17 protein-coding genes are annotated in these 20180 nt (G+C 63.9%); 10 read left to right on the top strand and 7 right to left on the bottom strand.

What is annotated here, in order from left to right:
* Nucleotides 1–55: 55 nt before the first annotated feature.
* From BPHY_RS07655 to BPHY_RS07645, 3 genes are all read right to left on the bottom strand, one after another.
* Complete coding sequence (locus BPHY_RS07655) at nt 56–1129, bottom strand: LacI family DNA-binding transcriptional regulator (protein WP_012400894.1); 1074 nt, start codon at nt 1127–1129, stop codon at nt 56–58.
* Nucleotides 1130–1779: 650 nt separating this feature from the next.
* Complete coding sequence (locus tag BPHY_RS41645; protein WP_157686516.1) at nt 1780–1929, bottom strand: hypothetical protein; 150 nt, start codon at nt 1927–1929, stop codon at nt 1780–1782.
* Between the two features lie 194 nt (nt 1930–2123).
* A complete protein-coding gene (locus BPHY_RS07645) occupies nt 2124–2351 on the bottom strand; it encodes a hypothetical protein (RefSeq protein ID WP_157686515.1) in 228 nt (75 codons plus the stop codon).
* Nucleotides 2352–2599: 248 nt separating this feature from the next.
* Between BPHY_RS07645 and BPHY_RS07640 the strand changes: the two genes are divergently transcribed.
* The 7 genes from BPHY_RS07640 (at nt 2600) to BPHY_RS07610 (ending at nt 7549) form a co-directional block, all read left to right on the top strand.
* Complete coding sequence (locus tag BPHY_RS07640; protein WP_041763850.1) at nt 2600–3220, top strand: glutathione S-transferase family protein; 621 nt, start codon at nt 2600–2602, stop codon at nt 3218–3220.
* Nucleotides 3221–3490: 270 nt separating this feature from the next.
* Nucleotides 3491–3682, top strand: coding sequence for a hypothetical protein (locus tag BPHY_RS07635; RefSeq protein ID WP_012400891.1), 192 nt, complete (start codon nt 3491–3493; stop codon nt 3680–3682).
* A gap of 127 nt (nt 3683–3809) precedes the next feature.
* Nucleotides 3810–5213 (top strand): FAD-containing oxidoreductase, encoded by a 1404-nt coding sequence (locus tag BPHY_RS07630; RefSeq protein ID WP_012400890.1) that lies wholly within the window; start codon nt 3810–3812, stop codon nt 5211–5213.
* Nucleotides 5214–5234: 21 nt separating this feature from the next.
* Entirely contained in the window at nt 5235–5567 is a 333-nt protein-coding gene (locus BPHY_RS07625; RefSeq protein ID WP_012400889.1) for a cupin domain-containing protein, read from the top strand.
* Between the two features lie 115 nt (nt 5568–5682).
* Nucleotides 5683–6258 (top strand): TMEM175 family protein, encoded by a 576-nt coding sequence (locus BPHY_RS07620; protein ID WP_012400888.1) that lies wholly within the window; start codon nt 5683–5685, stop codon nt 6256–6258.
* A 3-nt stretch (nt 6259–6261) separates the two neighbouring features.
* The gene (locus BPHY_RS07615; protein ID WP_012400887.1) at nt 6262–7050 is read left to right on the top strand and encodes a hypothetical protein; all 789 of its coding nucleotides are present in this window, start codon (nt 6262–6264) and stop codon (nt 7048–7050) included.
* Nucleotides 7051–7066: 16 nt separating this feature from the next.
* On the top strand, nt 7067–7549 hold the full coding sequence (locus BPHY_RS07610; protein WP_012400886.1) for a metallophosphoesterase family protein: 483 nt from the start codon (nt 7067–7069) through the stop codon (nt 7547–7549).
* 56 nt (nt 7550–7605) lie between these two features.
* Here the strand turns inward: BPHY_RS07610 and proP are convergent, their stop codons facing one another.
* The 3 genes from proP to argA form a co-directional block, all read right to left on the bottom strand.
* Nucleotides 7606–9075 carry a glycine betaine/L-proline transporter ProP gene (gene proP, locus BPHY_RS07605; protein ID WP_012400885.1) on the bottom strand — a complete coding sequence of 490 codons (1470 nt, stop codon included), beginning with the start codon at nt 9073–9075 and terminating at the stop codon, nt 7606–7608.
* Nucleotides 9076–9817: 742 nt separating this feature from the next.
* Entirely contained in the window at nt 9818–10093 is a 276-nt protein-coding gene (locus tag BPHY_RS07600) for an oxidative damage protection protein (protein WP_012400884.1), read from the bottom strand.
* Between the two features lie 55 nt (nt 10094–10148).
* Complete coding sequence (gene argA, locus BPHY_RS07595; RefSeq protein WP_012400883.1) at nt 10149–11528, bottom strand: amino-acid N-acetyltransferase; 1380 nt, start codon at nt 11526–11528, stop codon at nt 10149–10151.
* Between the two features lie 23 nt (nt 11529–11551).
* On the opposite strand from argA, the gene hrpA reads away from it, so the two are divergent.
* The gene (hrpA, locus tag BPHY_RS07590; protein ID WP_012400882.1) at nt 11552–15940 is read left to right on the top strand and encodes an ATP-dependent RNA helicase HrpA; all 4389 of its coding nucleotides are present in this window, start codon (nt 11552–11554) and stop codon (nt 15938–15940) included.
* Between the two features lie 98 nt (nt 15941–16038).
* Here hrpA and BPHY_RS07585 read toward each other — a convergent pair whose 3' ends face one another.
* Nucleotides 16039–17457 (bottom strand): YadA family autotransporter adhesin, encoded by a 1419-nt coding sequence (locus tag BPHY_RS07585; RefSeq protein WP_012400881.1) that lies wholly within the window; start codon nt 17455–17457, stop codon nt 16039–16041.
* Between the two features lie 523 nt (nt 17458–17980).
* Here BPHY_RS07585 and BPHY_RS07580 point away from each other — a divergent pair.
* A complete protein-coding gene (locus tag BPHY_RS07580) occupies nt 17981–18994 on the top strand; it encodes a YVTN family beta-propeller repeat protein (RefSeq protein ID WP_012400880.1) in 1014 nt (337 codons plus the stop codon).
* Between the two features lie 81 nt (nt 18995–19075).
* Complete coding sequence (locus BPHY_RS07575) at nt 19076–20059, top strand: sterol desaturase family protein (protein ID WP_012400879.1); 984 nt, start codon at nt 19076–19078, stop codon at nt 20057–20059.
* Nucleotides 20060–20180 lie beyond the last annotated feature (121 nt).

The raw sequence follows: 20180 nt of genomic DNA, 5'->3' as shown, positions 1-20180 counted from the left end.
GGTCTCCGGAAGGTTGAGAAGGATGGTTGGCGGCCTTGAAACGGGTTCTATGACTTCAGGCGAGCGTGCGCACAATGCGGTTCGACGGGGCGCCCGCGATGTCGCAGATCGCGGCGATCGTCGCGCCCTCGCGCAGCGTGTGCGGCAAGGTCAGCGACAGCGAGGGTGCACGCAGCGCGTCGTCGAAGTCCAACCGCTGCGTGCCGTCGACGCGCTCGATCAGCCGACGCCACGCGGCGCAGCCGATCTCGCGGTTCGGCGCGCAGACGCTCGCGAGCGGCGGCGACAGCAGTTCGCCCATCGCGAGGCCGTCGAAGCCGAGAATCGACATGTCGCCGGGCATCTCGAAGCGTGCGCGGCGCAGGCCGCGCATGACGACCATCGCGAGCAGATCGTTCGAGCAGAAGAGGGCCGTCGGACGATTCGCGCCCGTGGTCAGATGATTGAGCACGGAGGGCGCGAGCTCGTCGGCGTTGAAGTCGATTTCGAGCGCGGGCGCGGGCGTGAGGCCCGCCTGCTGCATCGCCTGGGTGTAGCCGAGATGGCGCAGCCGCGCGCGGTCCGATGCGGCGAGCGTGCCCGCGAGCATCAGGATGCGCCGATGACCGTGCGCGATCAGCATGCGCACGCCGTCGTACGCGGCCTGGCGGTTGTCGACGGATACCGACGGACGGCGCACGGTGTCGTTGTGCATCAGTACGTACAGCATGCCGTCGCGGTCGAGGTCGTCGAGCAGCGGATGTGTGTCGGCGTCGGCGACCGTCAGGATCAGGCCTTCCACGCGCTGTTCGCGCAGCGTTTCGATCGCGCGGCGCTCACGGTCGGCGTCGTATTGCGTCGTCATCAGCATCAGACGATAGCCTTGCGCGGATGCGAGTTCGTCGATGCCTTGCAGGCATTCGGCGAACACGGGATTGGCGAGCGTCGGCAGCACGACGCCGATCAGGCGCGAACGCTCACCGCGCAGCTGGCGGCCGAGCGGGCTCGGACGGAAGTTGAGCGCGTCGATCGATTGACGCACTTTTTCGAGGGTCACGGGGTTGACCGTGTGCGGCGCGTTGATCGCGCGCGAGACGGTCGCAATCGAAAAGCCCGCGTGGGCAGCGACATCCTTGATCGTGGGCGTCATCGTTGGGTTTCCCGTCAGCCTGTGCCGAGCGGCGTTGCCGCCGCGCGGTGTTGTAAACGTTTTCGCAGGCCGGATTATCGGGAACGTTTGTGACGGGTCGATGAATGCGCGGCGATCGCTGGACGGGACAACTGGGGTTCGCGCCGGTTTGGTCAGGACGTGGCGCGATGGTAGAATCGCGTCCGCCCTGCCGGGGTGATGAAATTGGTAAACATAGCGGACTTAAAGCATTGAGTGCCCAGCCGGAAACGGCCGGTGCAGAACCCTTCAAATTCGGCGAAACCCCTGAACGCGCGCGCTCGACGCCGTGCGCGCCGAGGCAACGCCGAGCCAAGCCCGTTTTCTTTCCTGCCGACGCGGGGGGGAAGGCGCGGAAGGTGTAGAGACTAGACGGGGGGCGCCTAAGGCGATGTGCGATACGCGTATCGTGATGGCGAAGGCATAGTCCAGCGCACGAACGTTTGCTGCCTCGCGTGTCGTGGCAGACGGCGTCGAAAGACGTAGTGTGACGAAAATCCGCCGCTTAACAGCTTGCCGGTTCGAGTCCGGTCCCCGGCACCAACAACCTTCAAAACGATTACGAAGATTCGCCATGCACCCCGCCAGGTAACGCTGAGCGGGATTTTTATCTGGCTATCGTCCCCAATGGTTCAACACACGGTGCCGCCCTCGATCGACCTGGGGCTGGTCAGATCGACACCGCGGAAGGCGTCGGTTAGATAGACCGTTCCCCAACTATTAAAATCCGTGGTTGCTGCTGCGCCGCTTACCTCATCTTTCTTAATGATGATCTTCGGCAAGGCGATCCTTGATAGACGAAGCGCAGTCGAAAGCCCCCAGGTTTTGCTGATTCCAAATGCGGTGTAAGTGTACTTGTGAGACGTCCCGTCCCTATCTCTACGGGCAAACATACCTGTTTCTGCGTTGAATGCGCCGAATCCCGCCGACGCTCCCGCACTGGTGTCAAATATCCAGTGACTATGCCTCAGAATCATTACTGTGCATCTCCCTTAAAGGGTCGTCCGCGCAGACCCCGAACCAGAAACGTGAAAATCGAACGGCGCGATGGCCACGCCAGCCACGCGTCGCTGTGCGCGGCCAATACAAGCTCGTCGGCCCGCGCAAGCTCGATCAGGCGGCCCGCCTTCTCTTCATATTCAACCAGGCGCGACAGGGCCGCGTAGTGTTCCTTCAGGAATACCATCTCTGCCCGCGGCAGCATGCCCTCCAAGGCGGCAATATCGTCCTGCCGCGCTATCTGGCTCGATGGGCATCCCGCCATCGCTCATCGCCGCGTTTGTTGCGCTGATCAGTGCGGGCCATGACGCGGCTTTCATAAGCGTGCGCCGGTTCGGTTTGCGCCAGCCCGAGCCGATCAGCGAGGCAACGATGCGTCCATCGTTGCCACGCACCAGCGCGCCAATTCGTCTACAGTATTTCGAACTGACCACCTTCGACGGGAGAAGCGCGATGCAACTGATCGGCATGATGGATTCACCGTATGTACGGCGCGTCGCCATTTCGCTCAGGGCGCTCGGTCTGCCGTTCGAGCATCACAGCGTGTCGGTCTTCCGGCATTTCGAAGCGTTTGCGGCGATCAATCCCGTGGTGAAAGCGCCGACCTTCATCGCCGACGATGGCACGATGCTGATCGATTCGTCGCTGATCCTCGACTATCTGGATCATCGGAGTCCGCCGGAGCGGCGCCTGATGCCCGCTGACACCGCCGAGCGGATGCAGGCGCTGAGCCTGATCGGCTTCGCGCTCGCCGCCTGCGAAAAGACGATGCAAAACGTCTACGAAGTGAATCTGCGGCCTGCCGAGCGTCAGCATCAGCCGTGGATCGAACGCGTTCAGACGCAATTGTTCGCCGCGTACGATCATCTGGAGAACGCGATCGCGGGCCGCGAAGGAAACGCCTGGCTGTTCGGCGACCGGTTGATGCAGCCTGACATCACGCTCGCCGTCGTGTGGCGTTTCCAGCAGTTCATGCTGCCCGATCTCGTCGATTCGACGCGTTACCCCGCGCTCGCCGCGTTCTCGAAGCGCGCCGAAGCGCTGCCCGAGTTCGTTGCCGCGCCGCTCGAATGATCGTTCGCCTGCTGCAGGAATGGCCGCGCGCCCCGTGCAAACGCTGAGGCAGCCGTGAAAAGACGGGCCGAAAAACGCCCGCGCCAGCCGTCGATCCGTCCAGAAGCCCCGAGCCGCAAGGCGTTCACGGATTGTTCTGTTCAGTCGACAACTATCTTCGCGTTTAGCTCATTTATCCCTGACACGCCGCTCCCTACAATCCCTCCATCGAAACTTGTATCTGGATGGGCGCCGTGCCCGATACACGGCGCCATGCGACTGGGGGCGGCCATGCGAGCGATCATCGAAAGACAGCTTTATCACCCGGCAGTGGTGCTGCCGATGGTCTCGCTCATCCAGATCATGGTGCAAGTGGACTTCAATCTGAGTCAGGCGGGATTCGTGGTCGCGACGAGTGGTGCGCGCGCGGCGCTGCAACGCTCGCGTGAACTGATCTGTTCGCTGCATCATTGCGACGCGTAATTCGCTCGATCTGAGCGGCCGGATGGCGTTCAAAAGATCCACGACTCACCGCTGAGGCTCATCACTTCGGGAAACATCGGGCTGGCGTAAGATGACCGACTCGCACACGCGCTTCGGGAGATTGGCCATGCCACAGCATTTCGACGCCATCGTGATCGGCACCGGACAGGGCGGTTCGCCGCTCGCCGTGCGTCTTGCGGAGCAAGGCCGCAAGACGGCGGTGATCGAACGCGACAAGTTCGGCGGAACCTGCGTGAACGTCGGTTGCACGCCCACCAAGGCGTATGTGGCGAGCGCGCGCACCGCGCATGTCGCGCGCCGAGCGCTCGACTATGGTGTGCATGTGGCGGGCGGTGTGAGCGTAGACCTCGCGAAAGTGAAGGCGCGCAAGGATCAGATCATCGGCCAGTCGCGCGACGGCGTAGAAAAATGGCTGCGCAACACGGATAACGTCACCGTTTTCAACGGCCATGCGCGCTTTACTGGCGCGCATACGCTGAGCGTGACGGAGCCCGACAGCGCTAATGTGCTGGCCGAACTGCAAGCCGACGACATCTTCATCAACACGGGCACGCGGGCCGTCATTCCACAACTCGAAGGCATCGAGCGCATCCGCTATCACACCAATTCGACACTGCTCGAACTGACCGACTTGCCCGCGCATCTGGCGATCGTCGGCGGCAGCTATATTGCGCTCGAATTCGCGCAGGTGTTCCGCCGTTTCGGCAGCCGCGTGACGGTGATCGTGCGCGGCGAGCGGGTGCTCGCGCGCGAGGACGAAGACTTCGCCCGCAACGTGCAGACCGTGCTCGCGCGTGAAGGCGTCGAATTCCGCTTTGGCGGCGAGCCGTCGCGCGTCGAGCCGTTGCAGCACGACGGCGACGGCGTGCGGATTTTCTTCGGCAGCGAGGGCGCGCCGCTCGACGCGTCGCATTTGCTGTTCGCCACGGGCCGCAGCCCGAACACGGACGATCTCGGCCTCGACGCAGCCGGCATCGAGGTCGAGCGCCACGGCACGATTCCCGTCGACGGGCAGCTGCGCACGAACGTGCCCGGTGTGTGGGCGATCGGCGACGTCAACGGACGCGGTGCCTTTACGCACACGTCCTACGACGATTTCCAGATCGTCGCGACGAATCTGTTCGACGGCGGCAAGCGCAGCGTCGATGACCGGATCATCGCGTATGCGGTGTTCGTCGATCCGCCGCTGGCGCGCGTCGGCCTGTCCGAGCAGGACGTGCGCAAGAGCGGGCGCGACGCGTTGATCGCGACGATGCCGATGACGCGCGTGGGCCGCGCACGTGAGAAAGGCGAAACGGACGGCTTCATGAAAGTGCTCGTCGACCCGTCGTCGAAGCAGATACTCGGCGCGACGATTTACGGCGTCGATGGCGACGAAGCAATCCACACTTTCGTCGACATCATGACGGCGCGAGCGCCGTACACGACGCTGCAATACGCGATGCATATCCATCCGACGATCAGCGAACTGGTGCCGACGTTGCTCGCCGGTCTCGCCCCGATGCAGTGAGCGATGAGCAGAGGTGACGACATGCAACTGCAAACGGGCAACCTGTTCAGCGGCGAAGCGAAGCGCGACGATGAAGAGCGGATCGACATGCTCGTCGCGGGGCAGCGTCTGAATGTGGAGCGGATTGTGTCGATGGGCCATACGAGCCCGCCCGGCTTCTGGTACGACGACTCGCGTGCGGAGTGGGTCGTGCTGCTGTCGGGCGCCGCCGTGCTCGAATTCGAGGAGGACGCGGCGCTGCACGACATGCGTCCCGGCGATTATGTGCTGATCGAGCCGCACTGCCGTCATCGCGTTGCGTGGACACAGGATAACGAGCGGACCGTCTGGCTCGCGATCTACTACGAACCTTGAGCAGTCCCGTGCCCATCATCGACAGCCTTGCCTCCGATCGCGGATAATCGGCAGCGGCAGCGCCGGCCTGTGCCGGCGTGGATGAACAACGATAACGGCAACGGGAAACAGGCAGATGGGTAAAGGACGAGTCGAAGCCTTCAGCGACGGCGTGATCGCGATCATCATCACAATCATGGTGCTCGAACTCAAAGTGCCGGAGGGCTTCGACCTCGAAGCGCTGCGCCCCATGATCCCCGTCTTTCTCGCGTACGTGCTGAGCTTTCTGTATGTCGGCATCTACTGGAACAACCATCATCACATGTTCCATGCCGTGCAGAAGGTGACGGGCGGCGTGTTGTGGGCGAATCTGCATCTGCTCTTCTGGCTCTCGTTGATGCCCGCCACCACACACTGGATCGGCGAAAGCCATCTGGCCGCGTGGCCGACGGCGTTGTACGGCCTCGATCTGTTCATGTGTGCCATTGCGTACTTCATCCTCGCGCACGTGCTGATCCGTCATCATGGACCGGACTCGACGATTGCGCGTGCGCTCGGCCGCGACTTCAAGGGCAAGATTTCCGCTGTGATCTATCTGGTGGGCGCGGGGTTCGCGTTCATCGCGCCGTGGGTCTCGGTCATGCTCTATACGCTGTGCGCGTTTATGTGGCTCGTACCGGACCGCCGCATCGAAGTGCTCGTCAAGGAATAGCCGATGCTTGCGCTCAAGCTCGCGCTGGTTCCCGGCTTTCTCGCTGCGCTGACCTTGGCGGGACGCGTGTGGGGCCCGTCGGTGGCAGGCTGGCTGGCGGGATTGCCCGTCGTCGCCGGGCCGATCGTGCTGCTGCTCGCACTGGAGCGCGGAACCGCGTTTGCGGTGCATGTGTCGGTGGCGTCGATTGCGGCCATCGCCGCGTCGGAAGCGTTCAACTTCGCGTACGCGTGGACATGCCGCGCGAACTGCTGGTGGGTCGCGCTGCTCGTGGGACTGGTCGCGTGGGCGGTGGTCGCCGTGTTGCTCACGCATCTGCCGCTGAGCCTCGCATGGTCGGGTGCGGTGGCGTGCGTGGCCGTCGCCGTCTCGCAAGCCGGCTTGCCGCGCGTCGAAGGCGTGATGCCCGCCGCGCGCGTGCCGTTCGCCGATCTTGCGTTGCGCATGCTCGCGGGGACGTTGCTGACGCTCGCGGTGACGACGTTGTCCGCGTCGATGGGCCCAGCGTGGAGCGGCGTGCTGTCCGTGTTTCCGCTGCTCGGCAGCGTGCTCGCCGTCTCGGCGCAGCGCGCGCACGGTGCGCCTTTTGTCGCGTTGCTGATGCGCGGCATGGTGATCGGGCGCGCGTCGTTTGCGGCGTTCTTCCTGGTCGCCGCGTCGACGCTGCCGACGCTCGGCGTACTGCCCGCTTTCGCGTGCGGCGCGGTCGTGTCCGTGCTCGTGCAGGGTGCGACGAAGCGGCTGGTCGAGATGTCGCACAAGCCGCGCGCGCCGCTCGCCGCGCTCGATTGAATTTCTGGAACACACGATGGTCAAGCGGCGCACACAGCCATCCCGCATCGGTTTGATTTCGGACACGCATAATCTCGTGCGGCCGGAAGCGCTCGCATGGCTCGCGCGTTGCGACGCGATCATCCACGCGGGCGACATCTGCAATCGGGCGGTGCTCGATGCGCTTGAACCGATCGCGCCGCTGACTGTCGTGTGCGGCAACAACGACATGGGCGACTGGGCCGCGTCCATTCCGCTGCACGCGACGCTCGACGTGCAGCAGGTCAGGATATTTGTCGTTCACGATATCGCCGATGTGCCGCGCGATCTGCACGACGCAGGCGTGCGCGTGGTCGTGACGGGACATTCGCACAAGCCGCTGATCGTCGAGCGCGACGGAGTGCTATTCGTCAATCCCGGCAGCGCGGGACCGCGCCGTTTCAAGCTGCCGGTTTCGGTGGGCATGTTGACGATCGACGGTGCAAGCGTCGAAGCCACGTTGCATACGCTGACGCCATAAAAAACGGATCAGCCGAAGCTGACCCGTTTCAGTCCTGTGCGAGACGTGTGGCTCGCTTATGCACGCACCGTTGCGGTAGCCGCATACGCTTCTTCGATTTCCGCAGCTTCACGTTCGCCACGCAGCACGGCGTGCGCTTCCGCACGCGTCGCGACGCACGGGCCTGAGCCGGGCAGCGGCTTGCGGGCCGTCTCGCGCAGCGCGAGCACGGAGACGATACCGATGATCGACGCGCCCATCAGGTAGTACGCGGGCATCATCGCGTTGCCGGTGCGGTCGACCAGCCACGCGGCGACCAGCGGCGTCGTGCCGCCGAACAGCGACACCGACACGTTGAAGCCGATTGCGAGCGCGCCGTAGCGGATCTTCGTCGGAAAGAGGGCGGGCAGCGACGACGGCATCACGCCCGTGAAGGTCGACAGCAGTGCACCGAGGATCAGCAGACCGCCGAACACGGGCAGCACGGCGCCCGTGCGGATCAACAGCAGAGCAGGAATTGACAGCGCGAACAGACCCACGCAGCCGAGCAGCATGACGGGCTTGCGGCCGATCGTGTCCGACAGGTGGCCTGCGTACAGCGTCATCGGCATCATCAGCACCATCACGGCCAGCACGAGGAACAGGCCGTGCGATTCGTTGAAGTGCAGCGTCGCCGACAGATAGCTGGGCAGATACGACAGCGCCATGTAGTCGGTCACGTTGAAGATCAGCACGAGGCCAACGCATTGCAGCAGCGGCTTCCATTGCTGCGCGAGCAGTTCCATGAAGCTCTGCTTCGGGCGCGACTTCTCGTCGGCCTCGCGCGCTTCGGCTTCCTTCCTGAAGGCAGGCGTTTCCTCGAGCTTCATCCGGATGTACAGGCCGACGAGGCCCAGCGGACCCGCGATGAAGAACGGCACACGCCAGCCCCACGACAGCAGCGCTTCCTGGGACAGCGACGCGGTCAGCACGGCCACCGTGCCCGCGCCGAAGATATAGCCGACCAGCGTGCCGAATTCGAGGAAGCTGCCCGCGAAGCCGCGGCGGCGGTCGGTTGCGAACTCGGCGATGAAGGTCGCCGCGCCGCCATATTCGCCGCCCGTCGAGAAGCCCTGCACGAGACGCGCGAGCAGCAGCAAGGCGGGCGCGAGAATGCCGATCGAGCCGTAATCCGGAATCAGGCCGATCGCGAACGTGCCGACGGCCATCATGATCATCGTCATCGCGAGCACGCGCTGACGGCCGATGCGGTCGCCGAGCGGCCCGAACACCATGCCGCCGATCGGGCGCACGACGAACGCGGCGGCGAACGTGCCGAACGTGGCGATCAGCTGGGCTGACGGACTGCTCGACGGGAAGAACACTTTGCCGAGGGTCACGGCGATGTAGCTGTACACGCCGAAATCGAACCATTCCATCGCGTTGCCGAGCGCCATCGCGCCGACAGCACGCTTGAGAAGAGCGTTGTCGACGACCGTGATGTCGTCGAGTGTGAGGCTGTTGTCGTTGTTGTTTTGTCGCCAGAAGCCGTTGCTGGAAGCGGTCAAGGTGAATGCTCCTATGACTGCGGCCGAACGCGAAGCGTTCCGCCACGGATTGCTGGAAAGTGCAGTTTCGCGAGCGGTCAAAGGCGTGGCAGAAGCCGGCTGCCTGGCACGGACCGCGCAAAGGCGTACTGCGCAACGTTCAGGACATTTGCGCAGAAAAAGTCACGCCCGTGCATCGCGAAGGTCGTCGCGAAAATGCACTCATCGGTTGCTGCTAAACGTTGGTATCCGCGTGGCCTTGCAGGGGGGGCAGATACCGGAGGACACCCGCGCACGTTATGCGCTGGCGCCGCTTGAAAAGGCTTGAAACGAAAAAGGCCGGCGAGGCGTCGCTCTGGATCGCGCCAACCAGGCTGGCGCAACTTGCAACGAAACAACCGACAAGCCTTCTTGTATAAAAACAATTCAACTTCTATCCGGACCAAACTCGGCGAACGACGCCGGGCCGGAATGAGCTGAACGCGAATGAAGGGTTAATGCAGTTAGTACGAAGAACATGATAGCACGATCGGCGAGGTTCGTGCAAATCGCCCGTCGGGCGGGCTTTTGCTCAACGCGCGCAATCCCTTGTGTGGCAGGGGATGGCGGGAATTCGGCGGGTGCCGAAAAGGCGGCTTCCGATTAACGGTTTCGTTCAATTTCCTGCGCGGGCGGCGGGCCGACGCGCATGGAATGCACACGAAAAAAATCCGCGCATCGAGCGCGGATGGTTGGGATTCGAGACACATGCCCGCGGGGCAGATCAGCCTTGTGCAGGCGGCACGTAGCCCGAAGCCTGATCGGCGCCTTCGCCAAAAAAGAACTTCTCCGTCTGCTTCATCAGGTACTGACGCGCGCGCGGATCGGCCATATTGAGCCGGTTTTCGTTGATCAGCATGGTCTGCTGCTTGAGCCACTGCTGCCATGCTTCCTTCGAAATGCTCTCGTAGATCCGTTTGCCGAGTTCGCCCGGCAGCGGCGGAAAATCGAGACCTTCGGCTTCCTTGCCGAGCTTCGTGCATTGAACCATGCGAGTCATGCTGTGCTTCTCCTGTAATCGATATGTAACGGCGTCGCGGCGTTATTGTGCGCGCTCAGAGCTGTTTCATCAGCACGAGCGACTTGCGCTGCCAGTTGTAGAGGCGGCGGCGGTCTTCGGGAAGATCGTCGACCGTGACCTTCACGAAGCCGCGCTTGAGGAACCAGTGCTCGGTGCGCGTCGTCAGCACGAAGATACGGGCGAGTCCGCGAGCCCGCGCGCGCTGCTCGATACGCTTGAGCAGCCGCTCGCCGTCGCCCGAACCCTGTGCTTCCGGTGCGACCGTCAGGCAGGCCATCTCGCCGATGCGCTCCTGCGGATACGGATACAGCGCTGCGCAGCCGAATAGCACGCCATCGTGCTCGATCACCGAGAAATGGTCGATGTCGCGCTCGATCTGGTGGCGCCCGCGCCGCACGAGCGTGCCGTCGCTTTCCAGTGGCTCGATCAGCGTGAGAATGCCGCCGACGTCGTCCGGCGAGGCTTCGCGCAGGCTTTCGAGGTTCTCGTACGAAATCATCGTGCCCACGCCGTCGTGCAAGAACAGTTCCAGCAGCAGGCTGCCGTCGAGCGCGTATGGAATGATGTGCGCCCGCGCGACGCCGCCGCGGCATGCGCGAATAGAGTGCTTCAGATAGAAGCCGGCGTCGCCCGTTACAGCACCGCTTTCATGCAGGCGGTAAGCGTCGTCAAGCGACAGTTCGCGCAGCAGCGCGCCTTCTTCGTCGAGCAGACCTTCCGTTTCGGTCAGAAACACGATCTTGTCGGCGCGCAGCGCGATCGCGGCAGCCGACGCGACGTCTTCCATCGCCAGATTGAACGCTTCGCCCGTCGGCGAAAAGCCGAGCGGCGAGAGCAGCACGATCTTGCCGCTCGCAAGCGATTGACGGATCGACTCGGCATCGATCTTGCGCACGACACCCGTGTGCTGGAAATCGACCCCGTCGAGAATGCCGACCGGGCGCGCCGTCACGAAGTTGCCCGACACGACGCTGATGTGCGCGTGCGCCATGGGCGTGTTCGGCAGACCCTGGCTGATCGCGGCCTCGATGTCGAGACGCACTTCGCCTGCGGCTTCCTTCGCGGATTCGAGCGCGCGCGCATTGGTGATGCGCATGCCGTGCGAAAACTCGGACTCGACGCCGTGCAGGCTCATCTGCTCTTCCACTTGCGGACGCGAGCCATGCACGAGCACGATCTGGATACCCATTGCCTGTAACAGCGCGATGTCGGAGACGAGCGCGTTGAGCAGACCCTGATGCACGACCTCGCCGCCGAACCCGACGACAAACGTCTTGTTTCGGAACGCGTGGATATACGGCGCGACCGATCGCATCCAGTCGACGAATTGCGCGTGCTGCAACAGGGTTTCCGCGTCGCCGGACGGTGCCGGTGCTGAGGCGGGCGAGGGGACGAGGTCGGTTTGGGAATTCATGCCCCGGATTATAATGCGCCCCCATGTCGAATGTACCCAAAAGCTCCGCTGGAGCCGATACGAAAAACGCTCCGTCCGATAACGCGAAAGACGCCGCGAACCCCGTGCCGCGCGGCCATCGGCACGAGAAACACGAGGCGCGCGGCAACGCACCTCGCAGTGACGTTTCCGTGAATGCTGCGAATGCGCCCCTGACGGGCGCTTCCACGCACGGCGAAGCAAACACACGCGAAAGCGCGGGCGCGGCGAAGAGTGGCGCGCGGGAGGCGCAGAATCGCGCGGAGAACCGCGCGCAGAACGCGCGGCAGGACCGGCAGGGCAAGCGTAGCGGACCGAATCCGGCAGGCGGCACGGCGCGGCAGCAGACGCGTCCGGAAGACCGTGCACGCGCGGGTAATCAGTCCGGCGCCGACAAGCCGCGCAATGCGCCGCGCGAGCCGCAGAAGCCCGCTCGCGTCGTCGAACCCAACCCCATTCCGCCAATCACGTTCCCCGAAGCGTTGCCGGTGTCGGGCCGCCGCGAGGAAATCGCGCGAGCGATTGAAGGACATCAGGTCGTGATCGTCAGCGGCGAGACGGGCTCGGGCAAGACGACACAGTTGCCGAAAATCTGTCTCGCGCTCGGACGCGGACTCGGCGCGGGGGGCGGCGGGCTGATCGGTCATACGCAGCCGCGCCGCATCGCGGCCTCGGCGACGGGCCGGCGCATCGCCGAGGAACTCGGCACGCCGTTCGGCGAAGTGGTCGGCTACAAGGTGCGCTTCACCGACAATCTCTCGCCCGGCGCGTCCGTCAAGCTGATGACGGACGGCATTTTGCTCGCGGAAACGCAGACCGATCCGCTGCTGAAGGCGTACGACACGCTGATCATCGACGAAGCGCACGAGCGCAGCCTGAACATCGATTTTCTGCTCGGCTATCTGAAAGAGATTCTGCCGAAGCGTCCCGATCTGAAGCTGATTGTGACCTCGGCGACCATCGACGCCGATCGTTTCGCGCGTCATTTCGGCAGCGAAGAAAAGCCCGCGCCCGTGATCGAAGTGAGCGGGCGGCTGTATCCCGTCGAGGTGCGCTATCGGCCCGTCGCCGACGATTCGCCGGCAGTGAAGGCGGCTGAGGGCAACTCCGGCCGCGAACATCGGCCGGATCGTCCGAAAACGCAGCGCGAGACCGATCGCGACCTGATGGACGCGATCGTCGAAGCCGCCGACGAACTGTGCCGCGAAGGTCCCGGCGACGTGCTCGTGTTTCTGCCCGGCGAGCGCGAAATTCGCGACGCGGCGGAAGCGCTGCGTAAGCACCATCCACCGCACACGGAAATCCTGCCGCTGTTCGCACGGTTGTCGGCGGCCGAGCAGGAGCGCGTGTTCCGGCCATCGAACGCGCGGCGCATCGTGCTCGCGACCAACGTCGCGGAAACCTCGCTGACAGTGCCGGGCATCCGCTACGTGATCGACACGGGCCTCGCGCGCGTGAAGCGCTACTCGTATCGCAACAAGGTCGAGCAGTTGCAGGTCGAGGCGATTTCGCAAGCGGCCGCGAACCAGCGCGCGGGGCGCTGCGGCCGCGTTGCCGACGGCATCTGCATCCGTCTGTACGAAGAAGCCGATTTCCAGGCGCGTGTGCGCTTCACGGATCCGGAAATTCTGCGTTCGTCACTGGCGGCCGTCATTTTGCGGATGAAGTCGCTGCATCTGACGGCGATCGAAACGTTTCCATTCATCGAACCGCCGCCCGGCCGCGCGATCGCCGACGGCTATCAGTTGCTCAACGAGCTCGGTGCCGTCGACGACGACAACGCGCTCACGCCGCTCGGCCGTGAACTGGCACGTCTGCCGCTCGATCCACGCGTCGGGCGGATGATTCTCGCCGCGCGTGACCAGCTCGCGCTGCGCGAGGTACTGATCATCGCGAGCGCGCTGTCCGTGCAGGACCCGCGCGACCGCCCGATCGACGCACAGGAGCAAGCCGATCAGGCACACCGCAAGTTCGCCGACGAGCGCTCCGAGTTTCTGCAATGGCTGAAAATCTGGACGTGGTTCGAAGAGGCGGTTGCGCACAAGAAATCGAACAGGCAGCTGACCGACGCTTGCCGGCAGAATTTCCTCTCGCATCTGCGTCTGCGCGAATGGCGCGACGTGCATTCGCAACTGCTCACCGTGGTGCGCGAGCACGGCTGGCGTCTGAACGAGAGCGAAGCAACCTTCGAGCAGATCCATCTCGCGCTGCTGACGGGCCTCCTTGGCAACATCGGTCTCAAAGCCGACGACGAGCCGTACTATCTCGGCGCGCGCGGGATCAAGTTCTATTTGTGGCCGGGTTCGGCGCTCGTGAAGAAAGCGGGCAAATGGGTGATGGCGGCCGAACTTATCGAAACGAGCCGCCTGTACGCGCGCTGTATCGCGAAGATCGAGCCGGAATGGGTCGAGCGCGTCGGCGCGCATCTGTTGAAGAAGTCGCTGTCCGAACCGCACTGGGAAAAGCGCGCCGCGCAGGTGACGGCATTCGAGCGCGCGATGCTATATGGTCTGCCTGTCTATCACCGGCGGCGCGTCAGCTTCGGCAAGCAGGATCCCGCGCGCGCGCGGGAATTGTTCATCCGTGGCGCGCTCGTGGAAGGGGAGTTCGACACGAAGCTCGCGTTCTTCGCGCACAACCGCAAGCTGCTCGCCGATATCGAACAGCTCGAACACAAGTCGCGCCGTCAGGACGTGCTGGTCGACGACGAACTGATCTACGCGTTCTACGATCAGGCAATTCCGAACGGCATCCATACGGGCGCCGCGTTCGAGCGCTGGTATCGCGACGAAGTGAAGAAGAGCGGGCAGCAGGAAGACAAGCTGCGGCTGCTGTACCTGTCGCGCGACGATCTGATGCGCCATGAGGCTGCTGGCGTCACGACGGATCTGTTCCCAAAGCGGATGACGATGGCGGGCGTCGACATGGCGTTGACTTATCACTTCGAGCCGGGCTCGCCGCGCGATGGCGTGACGCTTGCCGTGCCGCTGTATGCGCTGAATCAAGTGGATACGCGGCGCGTCGAGTGGCTCGTGCCCGGAATGCTCAGGGAAAAGACGCAATTGCTGCTCAAGTCGCTGCCGCAAAAGCTGCGCCGCCACGTCGTGCCGTTGCCGGAATATGCGGCGGGATTCGTCGAACGGCACAGCGGGCCGCCCTTTGGCGCTGGCGGCCTGCTCGATACGGTGATCGCCGACGTGCGGGAGCAGACGCAAGTCGCGACGAAGCAGTCGGACTACAAGCTCGAGACGCTCGCGCCGCATCTGTTCATGAACTTCAAGGTCATCGACGAGCATGGACGGCAGCTCGCGATGGGCCGCAACCTCGCGCAATTGCGCGCGGAGCTGGGCGGTCAGGCGCAGCAGCAGTTCCAGAAGATCGCGACGAGCGCGGCGGGCGCAGCGCTCGCGAATGTGGGTTCCGGCGGCGACGCGTCTGCGCGTGCTGCTGCGTCCGGCGCCGCCGCAGGCGCTGGACGTGGCGCGTCCGCCGCGCCTCGCACGCCGACGGCAGGCGAAGCTGCCGCCGCGCCCGCCACCGCGCTCTACGAAAACCTGACGACGTGGAACTTCGGCAAGCTGCCCGAGTTGCTCGAAATCCGGCGGGGCGGGCAGACGCTGTTCGGTTATCCCGCGCTCGTCGATCGCGGCACGCATTGTGACGTCGAAGTGTTCGATTCGCCCGACGAGGCGGCGCGGATTCATCGCGCGGGCTTGCGGCGGCTTTTCGCACTGCAGTTACGAGAGCCGATCAAGTACCTCGAAAAGAATCTGCCGGGACTGCGCGAAATGGCGATGCAGTTCATGCCGCGCGGCACGCAGGAGGAATTGCGCGATCAGCTTATCGATACGGCCCTCGACCGCGCGTGCCTGCAAGAACCGCTGCCTGACGACGACGCCAGCTTTCACGCCCGCAAGGACGAAGGCCGAAGCAGGCTCACGTTACTGGCGCAAGAGATTGCCCGGCTCGTCGGGCAGATTCTTGGCGAGTATTCGGCCGTCCTCAAAAAGCTCGCGCAGGCCAAGCCGTTCGCCGCCGCGTACGCCGACATGCACGCTCAGCTCGATGCGCTGATCGGCAAACGCTTCGTCGTCGATACGCCGTATGCGCAGCTGTCGCATTTCCCGCGCTATCTGAAGGGCATTGCACTGCGCATCGACAAGCTGAAAGCGGACCCGGCACGCGATGCTCGCCAGTTCGCCGAATTGCAGCCGCTCGCGCAGCATTACCAGCGTGCGCTCGGGCAGCGCGGCGGCGTGCCGGATGTGCGGCTCGCCGAGTTCCGCTGGCTGCTGGAGGAACTGCGCGTGTCGTTGTTCGCGCAGGAGCTGCGCACGCCGATGCCCGTCTCTGTCAAGCGGCTCTATAAGGTCTGGGAGTCGATGCAGCGCTGATCGGCGTGGGCGCGCGTACTTGCGCGCCAGGTCGTGCAGCGGGCGACGCCTGCAACGCCGCCGCCCGCTGCCGACGCGAACGCTCGCGGTGAGCGGCATCACCAGTGCATGCCGGCTCCGATCGACGCACCAAGCTCGCCGCGTGTGCTCGCCGTGCCTTGCAGCTTGTAGGCCCATTTGCCCGAGTCGGACAATTGCGACACGCCGAGCGCCATCGCCGACTGGCCGCCGTACGTGCCGGCCGCGAGCGCGACCATGCCGCGGCCCGGTAGCACCGCTTGCGGCAGGCCTGCCATTGCGATTGCCGCCGCGGCGCCGCCATAGCTGTCTTTGCGCGCCGAACGGACCTGGTCGTCGGTATAGGCTTTGGCCTCGCCGACCGCGTTGCCCATGCTCTGGTTCAGCTGGTTCAGGTTGACGGCATCCGTGCCCTGAACGCCCGCCGCGACGTTCGCGATCTGCCGCTCCTGTCCTGCAGCACCGACGGAGACCGTGTTCGCGCGATCCGCGACCGAGCCTTGGCCGAGCGCCACAGCGTTGTCTGCGCTCGCGTTTGCACCTGCGCCCAGCGCGACGGCGTTCGTGCCGCTCGCCTGCGCATTCGCGCCCGCCGCGATCGAATGCGTGCCCGTTGCCAGTGCGGGCTCGCTGACGGGCGCCCCTTCGGCGCTGAACATCGGATTCGCCGTATTGACGGTGATGTTGCTGACCGCGTTGCCGACCATCGCTCCAAGCTGGCCGAGGTTCACAGCATCCTGGCTGCCGACGGCATTCGCGACGTTGTGAAGCTGCGTGCCACCGCCGGCGGGGTCGCCCTGCAGCGTGATGCTGTCGCGGTTGACGGAGCCGTCGGCATTGCGGTCGTACATTACCGCGCCGTCGAGCCGCTTCTGCAGCGCGGTCACGTCGCCGTCGAGCTTGCCCGCGACAGCTTTCAGTTGCGCCACGTTGACGGCGTCCTGATCGGCACGCCCGGGGGCCATGCTGCTGATCGTGCGGTTGCCGACGTTGACTTCGCCCGACGACGTTTGCGGCGCGCCGAGTCCGAACGCCGTGTAGCCGATCTGCGCGCCGAACAGCGTCACGGAGCCGGAACCGAGCGCAATGCTAATGAACGTCGCCATCGAGTTCGCGCCGATCGCCAGCGACTGGAACGCGTTCGCCTGTGCGGTGTCGCCGATCGCTGTCGACGCGCCCGCCATCGCACGCGCGTGCGCGCCGAGCGCGGTCGTGTAGTTGCCGACGGCCGTCGACGTGTCACCGAGCGCAATTGCATTGACGCCGCCCGAGAACGCGGTCTCGCCGATTGCCACGCCCGTCGGGTCCACCGACACTGCGCCACTGCCTGCAATGACAGCTGCGTGCGCGCCCGTCATCGCCACCATCAGCAATACGCCTGCCAGTGCCCGCCCAGCCGCGCGCCGCCGCGGTTGAGTCGGGCAGCGCTGTGGGTGGGTGCTCGATACGGCACGCCGGTGCGCGATTTGATTCGCGATTATTCCATTCATGTTTTTCATGCCTCAAAAACTCCGGATGAAACAAGGCAGCAAATATCCGGAAACACCAGACGCAGTAAACACCCACACATGGCAAGACCCGCTTGTGTTGGGATGAAAAAGGATGACGCGGGCCTGACCGGCCTGCGCTGGCTGGCGCATCTCCGGCTTGCTGGAAAGCGTCGAAGCGGGAATTGCACGCGCTGATTTTTGCGGCGAGTGGCTGGGCGTCGATATGAGGTAATTCTTAATTAATGACGACCAGAAAATTCGCTCTTAAATTGCTGAATTTGCGCTGTGAATAATCGCGATATGTTCTTCATTGATTATCTGGACGCTGAGTCGCGCTCCGAAATCGATTCGGTTATTCGGAACAATTCGGTTCTCAAAGCGCAGGCGCCTGGAAGGTGCAAGCGCCCCCCGCAAGCGAGCCGGCGCGCGTCTGCGGCAGCGCGCCGCGAGCCCACATTTTTCCTCGACCGAGGTCAACCGTTGCATCGCGCAAACGTTCTACAATGGCGGTCATCCCCTGATGTGAGTCTTCATGCGCAAATTTTCCCTTCCCGGCTTGACTGGCACGTTTGCAGCAGGCGCGGCGTTCGTCGCGGCAGCGAGCTTTTTCTCTCCCGCCGTCCATGCCAACAACGTGATCGTGCTCAATTCCGGCGAAGCGACACTGAGCCTGATCGACGAGGCGACGCACCAGGTGGTCGACACCGTGCCGACGGGCAAGGAACCGCACCACCTGATGCCCACGCCGGACAATGCCTCGCTGATCGTCGCGAACTCGGTGTCGAACAGTCTGATGTTCGTCGATCCAAAGACGGGCAAGCCGCAGCGCTGGGTCGAAAACGTCGAAGACCCGTATCAGATCGGTTTTTCGCCGGATCACAAGTGGCTCGTGACGACGGGGCTGCGCCTCGACCGCCTCGACATCTATCACTACGACGGCCATAACATGACGCTCGCGAGTCGCTTGCCGCTCGCTGTGATGCCGAGCCACATCGCGTTCACGAACGACAGCAAGACGGTGTTCATTACGTTGCAGGTGTCGGGCGAACTCGCTGCCATCGATCTCGCCACGCAGACGGTCAAGTGGAAGATGAAGGTCGGCAAGGTGCCAGCCGGCCTGTGGATGACGCCGGGCGACAAATACCTGCTGATCGGCATGACAGGCGCGGATTACGTCGCCGTGGTCGACTGGCGCACCCAGAAGATCGTGAAGACGATCACGACGGGCAAGGGCGCGCACAATTTCCGTTCGCTCGCGGATGGCAAGCATGTCGCCGTGTCGAACCGGGTGGCGAGCACGATCAGCATCATCGACGAAGACACGCTCACCAACGTCGGCGATATCACGGGCCTGATGCCGGGACCCGACGACATGGAACTTTCCGCCGACAAACGCTATCTGTGGGTAACGTTCCGTTTCGCGAAGCACGTGGGCGTCATCGACCTGAGCACGCGCAAGCTGATCCAGACGATCGCTGTCGGCCGCTCGCCGCACGGCATCTATTTTTTCAACCGCGCGCCCGTCACCGCGCCGAACGGGGCGTAACGCGTAACGCGTGACGCAGCGGCGGCGCGCCTTGCCGGCGCGCCGCACAGTGACGCAGAACATCGACGCATATAGAGCCACATGTTCCACCTGATCGCTTCTAGCCTGGATAGCGTCATTTCGTCGATCCAGACGCTGTTGTATGTCGACGTGGTGCAGCCGCTGCTGTTCCGCCTCGACCTGATGGACTACGACGAAGACACGTACGACAGCCTTTACTGGGTGATCGTCGGCGTGCTGGAAGTGCTCGCGATGTACGCGCTGCTGCGTCCGCTGGAGGCGTTGCGTCCCGTCGAACAATGGAAGGACCGGAAGGCCGTGCGCGTCGACGTGCTCTATACGTGGATCGCGAAACTCGGCATTCTCAACCTGTTTTTCTTCTTCGCGTTGCAGCCGTTTTTCGATTCGGTACAGGGCTGGTTCCGCCTGCACGGCATCGCAAACATCGAACTCGACAACCTCTGGCCGGGCGTGACGACGCAGCCATTCATCACGTTCGTCATGTATCTGCTCGTGCTCGATTTCGCGGGCTACTGGTATCACCGGGGCGAGCACAAGATCGGCGTGTGGTGGGAGTTGCACGCGGTGCATCACAGCCAGCAGCAGATGTCGCTGTGGGCCGACGACCGCAACCATCTGCTCGACGATCTGCTGCAGGCATGCTTCTTCGCGGTAATCGCGCTGTTCATCGGCGTGCCGCCGTCGCAGTTCGTCGCGCTCGTCGCGATCACGAACCTCGCGCAAAGTGTGCAGCACGCGAACATCCGGCTGTATTTCGGCTGGCTCGGCGAGCGCTTGCTCGTCAGCCCGACGTTTCATCGACGCCATCATGCGATCGGCTACGGCCACGAAGGGCTCAAGTACGGCTGCAATTTCGGCGTGCTGTTTCCGTGGTGGGACATTCTGTTCGGCAGCGCGTCGTGGAGCCGCGAAATGGAACCGACGGGCATTCGCGACCAATTGAGCGGACGCCGCTACGGCGAGGGTTTCTGGGCTCAGCATTGGCTCGCGTTCGTGCGCATCGCGGAGCGCATGTCCGGCAAAAAGCAGCGGGGCACGGCGTAAGCGCGCCGGCGCGCATCCCGATCCCTTGTGCGCCAGTCGGGGACGGGCGAGTGTGGCCTCGAAAGCGTTGCGGTGAAGCGCGTGTGAAGACCGCGTGACGCCACTCGCGCTTGCCCGTTCA

The sequence above is a fragment of the Paraburkholderia phymatum STM815 genome (assembly GCF_000020045.1).
Taxonomy (GTDB): Bacteria; Pseudomonadota; Gammaproteobacteria; order Burkholderiales; family Burkholderiaceae; genus Paraburkholderia; species Paraburkholderia phymatum.
This window is presented reverse-complemented; position numbering and strand designations above follow the sequence as displayed.